Genomic DNA, 12,511 nt, shown 5'->3' on the forward strand with positions numbered 1-12,511 from the left:
GCCATACATAGCAATTTGCGAGCTAACTCGCATTTTGGTTCATAGCGTACATTTATCCAGTTTTTGGCAGAATTGTTATATGGCGCAGGGTAGCGCTGCGCTCTTATCCTGAAAGCAGAAACGTAATTGGAGGAAGTGCGATGGAACTGTATCTGGATACCGCAAATGTGGCCGAAGTGGAGCGTCTGGCGCGTATTTATCCGCTGGCGGGCGTAACGACTAACCCCAGCATTATCGCGGCGGGCAACGTGTCAGTGTGGGATGTGTTACCGCGTCTGCAAAATGCCATTGGCCCGCAAGGCAGGCTGTTTGCCCAGGTCATGAGCCGTAACGCAGAGGGCATGGTAAGCGAGGCAAAGCGTTTCAATAACGCGCTGCCGGACATTGTGGTCAAAATCCCGGTTACCGCCGAAGGCCTCGCCGCGATCAAACAATTGCGTAAAGAGGGCATTGTCACACTAGGCACGGCGGTATATAGCGCCACGCAAGGTTTGTTAGCCGCGCTGGCCGGTGCGAAATATGTCGCGCCTTATGTTAATCGCGTTGATGCGCAGGGCGGCGACGGCGTGCGCATGGTGCAAGAGTTGCAAACCTTGCTGCAACTGCATGCGCCAGAAAGCAAAGTGCTGGCCGCCAGCTTCAAAACACCACGCCAGGCGCTCGACTGCCTGTTAGCCGGATGTGAAGCTATTACGCTTCCTTTAGACGTAGCGCAACAAATGCTCAATACGCCAGCAGTAGAGTCAGCAATTGAGAAGTTTGAGCAGGACTGGAAAACGGCTTTTGGCAACCTCAACGTATAGGAGGCAGTATATGGATCGCATCATCCAGTCGCCAGGCAAGTACATCCAGGGTGCAGACGTTATCACCCGTCTCGGCGACTATCTCAAACCGCTGGCCGACCGCTGGTTGGTCGTTGGCGATAAATTCGTTCTCGGCTTTGCGCAGGAAACCCTGCAAAAAAGCCTGTCCAATGCCGGACTGGCGTGCGAAGTGGCGCCGTTCGGCGGTGAATGTTCACAAACTGAAATCGACCGCTTGCGCGGCATCGCCCAGGAAGCTCGCTGTGGCGCAGTGCTGGGGATCGGCGGCGGTAAAACGCTGGATACCGCAAAAGCGCTGGCGCATTTTATGCAGTTGCCGGTCGCCATTGCGCCGACCATTGCGTCCACCGATGCGCCGTGCAGCGCGCTGTCGGTTATCTACACCGACAACGGCGAGTTCGACCGTTATCTGTTGCTTCCCAATAATCCTGACCGCGTGATTGTCGACACTAAAATCGTCGCCGGTGCGCCCGCGCGTTTGCTGGCAGCGGGGATTGGCGATGCGCTCTCCACCTGGTTTGAAGCCCGCGCCTGTTCACGCAGCGGCGCGAAAACCATGGCGGGCGGGCAATGCACGCAATCCGCACTCGCGCTAGCGGAGCTCTGTTACAACACACTGTTGGAAGAGGGTGAGAAAGCGATGCTGGCCGCAGAGCAACATGTGGTTACGCCCGCGCTGGAGCGTGTCGTCGAGGCCAATACGTTTCTCAGCGGCGTCGGTTTTGAGAGCGGCGGACTGGCGGCGGCGCATGCCATCCACAATGGCTTAACCGCGCTTCCTGACACGCACCCTTTCTATCACGGTGAGAAAGTGGCGTTCGGCACCTTAACCCACCTGGTGCTGGAAAACGCGCCGATTGAGGAGATCGAAACGGTCGCCGCGCTGTGCCATACCGTCGGTTTACCAATCACGCTGGAACAACTGGATATCAAAACCGATATTCCGACCAAGATGCGCATTGTGGCGCAGGCAGCCTGTGCGGAAGGCGAAACCATTCACAATATGCCGGGCGGTGCAACGCCGGATCAGGTGTATGCGGCGCTGTTGGTCGCCGACCAGTATGGTCAACGTTTTTTAGGTGAGTGGGAATAGAGTAAGTGCTGTAATCGCCGGATGGTACTGAACGCTTACCCGGCCTACAACCTCTGTAGGTCGGATAAAGCGAAGCCGCCATCCGGCAAAGTTTTACGCCGGGCGAACGCCCAATGTGTGGCAAATCGCATAACTCATTTCAGCGCGGTTCAGTGTGTAGAAGTGGAAATCCTTCACCCCTTCACGACTGAGGATCTTCACCATATCCATGGCGATATTCGCGCCCACCAGCTTGCGGGTTTCCGCATCGTCATCCAACCCTTCAAACATTTGTGACATCCACGCCGGGATACGCACGTTGGTCATATCCGCGAACTTTTTCGCCTGCTTAAAGTTAGACACCGGCAGGATGCCAGGAATGATTTCGACGTCGATACCGGTCGAGGCACAGCGATCGCGAAAACGCAGGTAACTTTCAACATCGAAGAAGAACTGCGTAATCGCACGACTGGCACCGGCATCGACTTTCCGTTTCAGATTGAGCAGATCGGCTTGCGCGCTTTTCGCTTCCGGGTGCACTTCCGGGTAAGCCGCGACAGAAATATCGAAGTCAGCCACCTCTTTTAACAGCGCGACCAAATCGGCAGCGTACATATCCGGTTTACCGCCGCCCGGCGGTAAATCACCGCGCAGCGCAACGATATGGCGAATACCGTTATTCCAGTAATCCTGCGCGATAGTGCGCAGTTCATCGCGCGTGGCGTCGATACAGGTCAGATGCGGCACGGCTTCAAGCCCGGTGCGATCTTTAATGCCTTTGATAATGCTGTGGGTGCGGTCGCGCTCGCCAGAGTTCGCGCCGTAAGTCACCGAAACAAATTTCGGCTTCAGGCTGCTTAAGCGATCGATGGAGCTCCACAAGGTCTGTTCCATTTCACTGGTGCGCGGCGGGAAAAATTCGAACGAAACATTAATCTGGCCGTGTACTTCCGCCAGGCTCTGATTCAGGGCTTCCCGCTGGTTGGCGTGAAAAAAGCTCATACCTTACCTCATCAATCACAAGTCGTTGTCTGTTGGTTGTGAACTTCTATACGTTTAGACGTCCGGATGTAAAAATGACGGAATTCGGCCAAAGCGTCAACAGGAAAATCATCATTAAGCGTGAGGAATGTTCAGTGAAGATGAAAAAGCTTCATGATCAGGGGAAAGCATCCTCTCCCTTACGAGAGAGGATGCTGGGGAAAACTACAACAGTTGCGCCAGGCGATTGATATCTGACTGAATGGCGCCAGCGGTCACATCACGACCCGCGCCAGGCCCACGGATCACCAGCGGGTTGTCGCGATACCAGCGGCTTTCGATGGCAAAAACATTATCGCACGGCAATAACGACGCCAGCGGATGTTCAGCGCGTACCGCTTCAACACCAACACGAGCTTTGCCGTTGGCATCGAAACGCGCCACGTAACGCAGCACCAGCCCCATTTCGCGGGCGGCTTCAAGACGCTGGGTCATCTGCTCGTTCAGTTCATCACCGTTTTCAAAGAAGTGATCGACCGACTCCTCTTCGCAGGCTGGCGGCACCAGCGATTCCACACGCACCTGATCTGGTTCGATGTCGTAACCCGCTTCGCGAGCGAGGATCACCAGCTTGCGCATCACATCTTTCCCGGAGAGATCGACGCGCGGGTCCGGTTCGGTCAAACCTTGTTGCCACGCCTGATCCACCAGATCGGTAAACGGCACAGAACCATCGAATTGCAGGAACAGCCAGGAGAGCGTCCCGGAGAAAATGCCGCTGATCGCCAGAATCGAATCCCCGCTGTCGCGCAGATCGCGCACGGTGTGGTTCACCGGCAACCCGGCGCCAACAGTCGCGTTATACAGCCAATGGCGGCCAGTTTTTTCGAACGCATCGTGAATCTGGCGGTATTTGTCGCTGGTGCTCGCGCCCGCCAGTTTGTTGGCGCTGATGACATGGAAACCGTGGCTGGCGAAATCCAGATACTGCCCGGCAAGCTGCTCGCTTGCGGTCACATCCAGCACCACTAAATCGTCATACGGGTGCGCGCGCATCCATAAAAACAGCGACTCTTCGTCCTGTTCCACCGCTTCATCATTGAAGAACGCCAACGCGCGGCTGGCATCCAGCCCATCGTAGCTCAGCAGGCTGCGACGGCTGTCCACCACGCCCGCCAGCACAAATTCGAAACCAGTACGTGCCGACAGCGCACTCTGCTCGCGGGAGAACAGCTCAAGCCAGCGCGAACCGATATTCCCTTTGCCGAACAGCACCAGGCCGATGCGTTTTTCCGCGCGAAACAGTGACTGGTGCAGCCCCTGAATCAGGCTTTCTGTCGGGCCCACGCGCAGCACAGCGACCAGGCTGATGCCTTCGTCCGACTGCCAGATAAACTCCACTGGCTGGCCTTTCAACTGCTGCCAGAAACGGTGGCTATGCAACGGGTTGCGGCAAACGCCCGCCCCGACCATCGCCACCAGCGCCAGCCCCTGACGCAAGCGCAACTCACCTGGCAGCCCGGCTTCGTCGAGCAGTTTAAAGACGCTATCGACCACTTCCGAGGTATAGCAAAGTTGCAGCAAGTTACGGTCGGCGTGCGCGCCAACCGCCAGCGGGCGCACCTGCGCGCGTTTCAGCACCAAATCAATTTCTTTGTGCGCCAGTTTGAAGTCTTGCCCGGCAGGCACGAGGAATTCAATCAGGCAAACGTCATCGTGGCTGGTGACAATTCGCGCCCCGGTGCCAGAGGCCAGCACGCGTTCGATGCGCGTTGAACCCTGATCCGGGTTATAGCTACAGCGTAATTGCAGATCGATATTGCTGCCGGAAACCGGCTGTAAAGTACGGGCGTGCAGCACCGGTGCGGCGAGGCGCGCCAGTTCGCTGGCTTCATCAAGACGCAACAGCGGCAGCAGACAGGCATCTTTCACTTTGCGCGGATCGGCGCTGTAAACACCGGCCACGTCGCTCCAGATTGTCACGCGGGTCACATCGCCCAGCGCGCCAATTTGCGTTGCCGAGTAGTCCGAGCCGTTACGCCCCAGCAGCACCGTTTCACCCGCGTCGTTACGGCTGATAAAGCCCGTGACAACAATGCGTTTGCCCGGGTGCTGCGCAAGTTGCTGTTGTAATAAGGGGTATGAAGCGCCTTCGTTAACTTGCGGCTGCGCGGCGCGTTCGGCGCGCAGGAAATCGCGGGCATCCAGCCAGGTGGCGTCCAGGCCTTGTTGATTCAGCACGGCGGACATCAAACGCGCCGACCAGATTTCACCATGACCGACCACTTCGGCGTAAACCGCATCGGTGATGCCGCTGTCGAGCAGCGCGGCAAGGTGTTCAAGATCGTGGATAAATTCGCTGGTCAGGCCGTCGGCGACATCGGCGGGTAACAGGCCGCTAATCAAATCGCTTTGATAACGGCGCAGTGATTGTTGTACTTGATGCGCAGAGAGGCGATCGGTCTGGCTGAGCTTCAGCCAGTTGATCAGCTGGTTGGTCGTGCTTCCTGCGGCAGAGACAACCATCATATCGCCCGGTTGTGAGTACTCCGCCATGATCCCTGCGACGCGGAGGTAACACTTCACATCCGCCAGACTACTGCCACCAAATTTGTGCAGCTGACGAGCCTTCGTCCCTGCCTGCGCAATCACACTCATGTTTACCCCTCAGCGGCGATCCGGAAGCCATTTTCCAGATCGGCAATTAAATCTTCACTATCTTCAATACCGGTTGAGATGCGTAGCAGCGTCTCAGAAATCCCGGCGGCGGCGCGTGCTTCCGGCGCCATGCCCGCGTGGGTCATGGTCGCAGCGTGGGAGATCAAACTTTCCACCCCGCCCAGCGATTCCGCCAACGTAAACAGCGACAGCCCACTCAGGAAGCGACGCAGCGTTTGCTCATCGCCATCCAGTTCAAAACTTAACATTGCGCCAAAGCCTTTTTGTTGACGCGCGGCAATCTCATGCCCCTGGTTATCCGGCAAAGAAGGATGGTACAGCTTTTTCACCAGAGGTTGCGTTTGCAGGAAATCGACAATCGCCTGCGCGTTACGCTGCGCCACTTCCATGCGCGGCGACAAGGTACGCAGACCGCGCAACAGCAAATAGCTGTCGAAAGCGCTGCCGGTGACGCCAATATTATTGGCCCACCATGCCAGTTCGGTGACAGTGGCCTCATCCTTTGCAATCACCACGCCTGCTACCACATCGGAATGCCCGTTGAGGTATTTGGTGCAGGAGTGCAGAACCAAGTCAGCGCCCAGCGCCAGCGGGTTTTGCAATGCCGGGCTGAGGAAAGTGTTGTCCACCACGCTAATAGCCCCAACTTCACGCGCAAGTTGGCAGATTTTCGCAATATCCACGACGCGCAACAATGGGTTGCTTGGACTTTCTACCAGCACCAGTTTCGGTTTTTCCGCCAGCGCGGCTTTCAGTGCTTGCTCATCCCCTTGATCCACAAAGCGAACGCGGTAACAGCCGCGTTTTTGCAGACTGTCGAACAGGCGATAGCTGCCGCCGTAGCAATCATGCGGCGCAACCAAAAGATCGCCAGGTTTGAGGAACACCGTGGTCACCAGGTGAATCGCCGACATGCCAGTATTGGTCATCACCGCGCCCGCGCCGCCTTCCAGTTCCGCCAGCGCACGCTGTACCACATCGCGCGTTGGGTTGCCGCGACGAGAATAGTCGTGCGTTCGAGGTTCATTGAAACCGGTGAAATTATAGGTGCTGGAGAGGTGGATCGGCGGGACAACGCAACCGTACTGCTCGTCATCGTTCAATCCGCTACGCACTGCGATGGTGGCCTGTTTACGCGTCATGGTGAAGGCTTCCTGGCTTAATGGATGAAAAGTCAGGCAACAGAGTAAACACTGCGATAATAGACGTCAATACATCTGGACATCTAAACTTCTTAGCGTATAGATTGAGCAAAAGCATAATAGCCGTTAAAATTATATGCTTTAGTACGGCATAGCTGAGCAATACACCGTGTCACCTCGTTGACTCTACGGTAAACTACGCGGGATTACGGCCTGGGCTTGCCTGGGTTTAGACTAATGACTGAGAGGATTAAAGGTATCTCATGGCTGAATGGAGCGGCGAATATATCAGCCCATACGCTGAGCACGGCAAGAAGAGTGAGCAAGTAAAGAAAATTACGGTTTCCATTCCTCTTAAGGTGTTAAAAATCCTCACCGATGAACGTACCCGTCGTCAGGTGAACAACCTGCGCCACGCCACTAACAGCGAGCTGCTGTGCGAGGCGTTTTTGCATGCGTTCACCGGCCAACCTCTGCCGAATGATGAAGATCTGCGTAAAGAGCGCAGCGATGAAATCCCGGAAGAGGCGAAAGTGATTATGCGTGAACTGGGCATCGACCCGGATACATGGGAATACTGATTCCAATAAAAAGGGCGGAAGATAACTTCCGCCCTTTTTGCTTATCTGGCCTGCCCAATCAGAAGCGCGTCACTTCCGGGTGCACTTCTGCCAGTGAAAGCAGGTAAGACATAAATACGTTTTTCATTGCTGTCAGCATATCGCTCATCATTTACGCTCATTCATTGTTCAGAAGAATGTATGGCGAAATGATATGCGCGTTTTTTGACCAGAGCAATATTTTTGTGACATGCCTCACAAAAATATCTCTCCGCAGGCGAACCGCAGGCACAAAAAAAGCGCCTCTCGGCGCTTTTTTCTTGGCAACTTATTTGCTGCCCGGGATGCTGAAGCGTTTGTTGAAACGGTCAACACGGCCACCAGTTGCAACATCACGCTGCTTACCGGTGAAGAACGGGTGGCATTTAGCGCACACGTCCAGGTTCAGATCGCGACCCAGAGTTGAGTGGGTTTTGATCACATTACCGCAAGAGCAAGTTGCAGTAATAGCTACATAATTCGGGTGAATACCTTTTTTCATGGGAAACCTCAGTTTAAGGCCGCGTCGCTCTTCCAGCCCTAACGCCAGACACCACGCGAGTTGATATGTAAGTTTATCTTCGACACGCCAAAACGCATCAAAGGCGGCGAATCATACAGAAATTAACCAGCACATGCAAACTGATCCGCTCGCCAGTCTTAACAATGTGTATACTAACCCGCCAGTTTTCAAGTCAGGAAGATGAGATGCCCGTCGCCCGCGTTGCGCTATCTGTACCTTTGCCCCGCACCTTTGATTACCTGCTGCCGGAAGCGATGTCCGCAAGCACCGGTTGTCGCGTGCGCGTGCCGTTTGGTAACCAGCAACGCGTCGGTATTGTTGTGGCGGTAAGCGACAAAAGCGAGTTGCCGCTGACAGAGCTGAAAAGCGTAGAAGAGGTGCTCGACAGCGAACCGGCGTTTTCGCCTTCGGTCTGGCGATTGCTGCTGTGGGCGGCAGAGTATTACCACCATCCTCTTGGCGATGTGTTGTTCAACGCCCTTCCCGTCCTGCTACGCCAGACAAAAGCTACCAGCGCCGAATTTCAGGGCTACTGGTTCGCCACCGAACAGGGCCAGGCAGTGGACATCAATCGCGTAAAGTCGCTCAAACAGCAACAAGCGTTGTCAGCATTGCGCAAAGGGAAAATCTGGCAGCATCAATTGGCGGCGTTGGAACTGAAAAGCGTGACCCTGCAAGCGCTGCGCGCCAAAGGGCTGGCGGAGATGAACAGCGAAACGCCCACCTTTAGCGACTGGCGCAGCACATTTTCGGTCAGCGGCGATCGGTTGCGGCTCAATACCGAACAAGCGACAGCAGTCGGTGCGATTCACAGCGCGGCGGATCGATTCTCCGCATGGCTGCTGGCGGGCGTTACCGGCTCCGGCAAGACGGAAGTCTATTTAAGTGTGCTGGAAAACGTGCTGGCGCAAGGTAAACAGGCGCTGGTGATGGTGCCGGAAATTGGCCTGACGCCGCAGACCATCGCCCGTTTTCGCGAGCGTTTTAATGCGCCCGTCGAAGTGCTGCACTCCGGGCTGAACGACAGCGAGCGCCTCGCCACCTGGCAGAAAGCGAAAAACGGCGAAGCGGCAATTGTAATTGGCACGCGCTCATCGCTGTTTACTCCGTTTAAAAATCTCGGCGTGATCGTTATCGATGAAGAGCACGACAGCTCCTATAAACAACAGGAAGGCTGGCGTTATCACGCGCGGGATCTGGCGGTTTATCGCGCCCATAGTGAACAAATTCCGATAATCCTCGGTTCGGCGACCCCGGCGCTGGAAACCCTGCATAACGTGCGGGCGCGTAAATACCATATTCTGCGCCTGACGCGCCGCGCCGGTAGCGCACGCCCAGCCATGCAACACGTGTTGGATATGAAAGGCCAACCGTTACAGGCCGGCCTGGCGCCAGCGCTGCTCAACCGCATGCGCCAGCATTTGCAGGCGGGAAATCAGGTAATCCTTTTTCTTAACCGACGCGGATTTGCGCCAGCGCTGTTGTGCCACGATTGCGGCTGGATAGCGGAATGCCCGCGCTGCGATCACTATTACACCTTCCATCAGGCGCAGCAGCATTTGCGCTGCCACCACTGCGACAGCCAGCGCCCCGTGCCGCGCCAGTGTCCTTCGTGCGGTTCCACGCACTTGCTGCCGGTTGGTCTTGGCACCGAGCAGCTCGAACATGCGCTGGTGCCGCTGTTTCCCGACGTGCCGGTGTCGCGTATCGACAGGGATACCACCAGTCGCAAAGGCGCACTGGAACAGCATCTTGCCGAAGTGCATCGCGGCGGCGCGCGCATTTTGATCGGCACGCAAATGCTGGCAAAAGGGCACCATTTCCCGGATGTCACGCTGGTAGCATTGCTCGATGTTGATGGCGCGCTGTTTTCGGCGGATTTCCGCGCAGCAGAACGTTTTGCCCAGCTTTATACTCAGGTTTCCGGCCGTGCCGGACGCGCCGGGAAGCAGGGCGAAGTGGTGCTGCAAACCCACCATCCAGAACATCCTTTATTACAAACGCTGCTGCATAAGGGTTATGACACCTTCGCTGAACAGGCGCTGGCCGAGCGGCAAACCCTGCAATTACCGCCGTGGACCAGCCATGTGCTGATCCGCGCCGAAGATCAGAACAATCAATACGCCCCCCTGTTCCTGCAACAGTTGAAAAATCTGTTGCAGGCCAGCCCATTGGCCGATAACCAATTGTGGGTTCTCGGCCCGGTTCCGGCGCTGGCGGCCAAACGCGCCGGGCGCTACCGCTGGCAGATTCTGCTGCAACACCCTTCCCGTATTCGCCTGCAACATATCGTTCACGGCGCACTTGCCTTGATTAACACCCTGCCGGATGCGCGACGCGTTAAATGGGTGCTGGATGTCGATCCGATCGAAGGCTAATGCTGCGAGCGAGGGCATAAAATTCAACTTTCATCACACTTTTCGTGAAAATTCTGTAACCGGTGCGGTTAACTATCTGATAAAAATGTGGCAACGCCTGCGCCGTGCATGCGAGGAGAACAAGGTGAAACCCAAAAATCAGGTTGCGGCAGCAACCATGAAAGATGTTGCCATGAAAGCAAAGGTTTCTACGGCAACCGTATCTCGTGCATTAATGAACCCGGATAAAGTGTCACAAGCGACCCGCAACCGGGTGGAGCAAGCCGCCATGGAAGTCGGCTATTTGCCCCAATCGATGGGACGCAATGTGAAGCGCAACGAATCCCGAACCCTGCTGGTCATCGTGCCGGATATTTGCGATCCCTTCTTCAGCGAAATGATTCGTGGTATCGAAGTGACAGCCGCCGAACACGGCTACCTGGTGTTGATTGGCGATTGCGCCCATCAAAATCAGCAGGAAAAAACCTTCATTGATCTGATTATCACCAAGCAAATCGACGGCATGTTGCTGCTGGGTTCGCGCCTGCCTTTTGACGCCAGCATTGAAGAACAACGAAATTTACCGCCGATGGTGATGGCCAACGAGTTTGCGCCGGAACTGGAACTGCCAACGGTGCATATCGATAACCTCACCGCCGCCTTTAACGCCGTTAATTATCTGCAAGAACAAGGACATCACCTGATTGGCTGCATCGCTGGCCCGGAAGAGATGCCGCTGTGTCACTACCGTTTGCAGGGTTACGTGCAGGCGCTGCGCCGCGCCGGCGTGACCGTTGATCCACACTATATTACGCGCGGTGATTTCACCTTCGAAGCCGGCGCTCGCGCGCTGGAACAGTTATTAACACTGCCGAAACCGCCGACCGCCGTGTTCTGCCATAGCGATATCATGGCGCTTGGCGCGCTGTCGCAGGCCAAACGCCGCGGGCTGAAAGTGCCAGATGACTTATCGATTATCGGCTTCGATAACATTTCGTTAGCGGAATATTGCGATCCTCCGTTAACCACCGTTGCGCAACCCCGCTATGAGATTGGTCGTGAAGCCATGCTGTTGCTGCTGGAACAGCTGCAAGGTCATACGGTTAGCAGCGGATCGCGCCTGATGGATTGTGAATTAATCCTGCGTGGCAGCACGCGGGCGCTAACGTAAAGCTGCGGGCTTTAAGACGCCCTCTTCTGGTCAAAGCCCCGTCGCTTAAGTAACATGGCGGGCTGTTAAACGAAATAAATACAGCGAAACGATAGTGGCACAACGAGATTATGTACGCCGCAGCCAGTCGGCTCCTTCGCGGCGAAAGACGAGTAACTCAAGGAAAAAGCAACGCAGGACATCTGCGGTCTCTCCAGCGATGGTCGCTATTGCAGCCGCCGTGCTGGTCGCCTTTATCGGTGGTTTGTACTTTATTACGCACCATAAAAAAGAAGAATCTGAGTCACTGCAAAACCAGAAAGTCACCGGTAACGGCTTGCCGCCGAAGCCGGAAGAGCGCTGGCGCTATATTAAAGAACTGGAAAGCCGCCAGCCAGGCGTGCGTGCGCCGACCGAGCCTTCAGCCGGTGGCGAAGTGAAAAATCCAGATCAGCTCACCGATGAACAACGCCAGTTGTTAGCGCAAATGCAAGCGGATATGCGCCAGACGCCGACGCAACTCAGCGAAGTGCCGTGGAACGAGCAAACCGCCGAGCAGCGCCAGCAAACGCTGCAACTACAGCGTCAGCGCCAGGCGCAGCAGCAGTCGCAACAACAGTCGCAGTGGACGCAGACCCAACCGGTGCAGCAGCCTCGCGTGACTGAGCAACCCGCGCGCACTACCACGCCGCCGCCGCGCCAGACACAAACACAAACACAAACGCAGCAGCAGAAACCGACATCGACTTCTCAACCGTATCAGGATCTGTTGCAGACGCCGCCGCACAACACCGCCTCTCAGCCTAAGACGCAGCAGCCTGCGCCTGTGACACATGAAGCGGAAACAGCGAAGCCGCAAACGGCAGAGAAAAAAGATGACCGCCGCTGGCTGATCCAATGCGGTTCGTTTAAAGGCCAGGATCAGGCTGAAACCGTCCGCGCACAGCTGGCGTTTGAAGGTTTTGACTCTCGCATCACCAGCAATAATGGTTGGAACCGCGTGGTAATGGGGCCGGTGAAAGGCAAAGATAATGCCGATTCGACCCTCAGCCGCCTGAAAATGGCGGGTCACGCAAACTGCATCCGTCTCGCCTCCGGGGGTTGAAACCCCCGAAATCCCCCCCATCTATAATTGCATTCTGCCCCGTACGCTGTGCGGGGCGCTGTATTGTGCATTTGTAACC

Annotated in this window: 10 protein-coding genes; 6 read left to right on the forward strand and 4 right to left on the reverse strand. The window is 56.0% G+C overall.

Annotation, left to right across the window (positions count from 1 at the left end; translation table 11 throughout):
• Positions 1 to 140 precede the first annotated feature (140 nt).
• Together fsa and gldA are read left to right on the forward strand one after the other, a co-directional pair.
• Positions 141 to 803: a fructose-6-phosphate aldolase gene (gene fsa / locus AAEY27_RS21585; protein ID WP_342322795.1), complete on the forward strand. Its 663-nt coding sequence runs from the start codon at positions 141 to 143 to the stop codon at positions 801 to 803.
• Between the two features lie 10 nt (positions 804 to 813).
• Positions 814 to 1,917, forward strand: coding sequence for a bifunctional L-1,2-propanediol dehydrogenase/glycerol dehydrogenase (gene gldA, locus AAEY27_RS21590; RefSeq protein ID WP_342322796.1), 1,104 nt, complete (start codon positions 814 to 816; stop codon positions 1,915 to 1,917).
• Positions 1,918 to 2,010: 93 nt separating this feature from the next.
• On the opposite strand, the gene metF is transcribed toward gldA, so the two are convergent.
• The 3 genes from metF to metB all read right to left on the reverse strand — a co-directional run bounded on the left by metF (position 2,011) and on the right by metB (position 6,698).
• Positions 2,011 to 2,898 (reverse strand): methylenetetrahydrofolate reductase, encoded by an 888-nt coding sequence (gene metF / locus AAEY27_RS21595; protein ID WP_342322797.1) that lies wholly within the window; start codon positions 2,896 to 2,898, stop codon positions 2,011 to 2,013.
• A 204-nt stretch (positions 2,899 to 3,102) separates the two neighbouring features.
• Positions 3,103 to 5,535: a bifunctional aspartate kinase/homoserine dehydrogenase II gene (locus tag AAEY27_RS21600; RefSeq protein WP_342322798.1), complete on the reverse strand. Its 2,433-nt coding sequence runs from the start codon at positions 5,533 to 5,535 to the stop codon at positions 3,103 to 3,105.
• A 2-nt stretch (positions 5,536 to 5,537) separates the two neighbouring features.
• Positions 5,538 to 6,698: a cystathionine gamma-synthase gene (gene metB / locus AAEY27_RS21605; RefSeq protein ID WP_342322799.1), complete on the reverse strand. Its 1,161-nt coding sequence runs from the start codon at positions 6,696 to 6,698 to the stop codon at positions 5,538 to 5,540.
• Between the two features lie 263 nt (positions 6,699 to 6,961).
• On the opposite strand from metB, the gene metJ reads away from it, so the two are divergent.
• Positions 6,962 to 7,279 (forward strand): met regulon transcriptional regulator MetJ, encoded by a 318-nt coding sequence (metJ, locus tag AAEY27_RS21610; protein ID WP_007369220.1) that lies wholly within the window; start codon positions 6,962 to 6,964, stop codon positions 7,277 to 7,279.
• A 307-nt stretch (positions 7,280 to 7,586) separates the two neighbouring features.
• Here metJ and rpmE read toward each other — a convergent pair whose 3' ends face one another.
• A complete protein-coding gene (rpmE, locus tag AAEY27_RS21615; protein ID WP_342322800.1) occupies positions 7,587 to 7,799 on the reverse strand; it encodes a 50S ribosomal protein L31 in 213 nt (70 codons plus the stop codon).
• A 206-nt stretch (positions 7,800 to 8,005) separates the two neighbouring features.
• Between rpmE and priA the strand changes: the two genes are divergently transcribed.
• The 3 genes from priA to ftsN all read left to right on the forward strand — a co-directional run bounded on the left by priA (position 8,006) and on the right by ftsN (position 12,432).
• Positions 8,006 to 10,198, forward strand: a complete 2,193-nt coding sequence (gene priA / locus AAEY27_RS21620) for a primosomal protein N' (RefSeq protein WP_342322801.1) — start codon at positions 8,006 to 8,008, stop codon at positions 10,196 to 10,198.
• 124 nt (positions 10,199 to 10,322) lie between these two features.
• On the forward strand, positions 10,323 to 11,348 hold the full coding sequence (gene cytR / locus AAEY27_RS21625) for a DNA-binding transcriptional regulator CytR (RefSeq protein WP_342322802.1): 1,026 nt from the start codon (positions 10,323 to 10,325) through the stop codon (positions 11,346 to 11,348).
• 94 nt (positions 11,349 to 11,442) lie between these two features.
• A complete protein-coding gene (gene ftsN / locus AAEY27_RS21630; protein ID WP_342322803.1) occupies positions 11,443 to 12,432 on the forward strand; it encodes a cell division protein FtsN in 990 nt (329 codons plus the stop codon).
• The last annotated feature ends 79 nt before the right edge of the window (positions 12,433 to 12,511 follow it).

The organism is Kosakonia sp. BYX6 (assembly GCF_038449125.1).
Taxonomy (GTDB): domain Bacteria; phylum Pseudomonadota; class Gammaproteobacteria; order Enterobacterales; family Enterobacteriaceae; genus Kosakonia; species Kosakonia calanthes.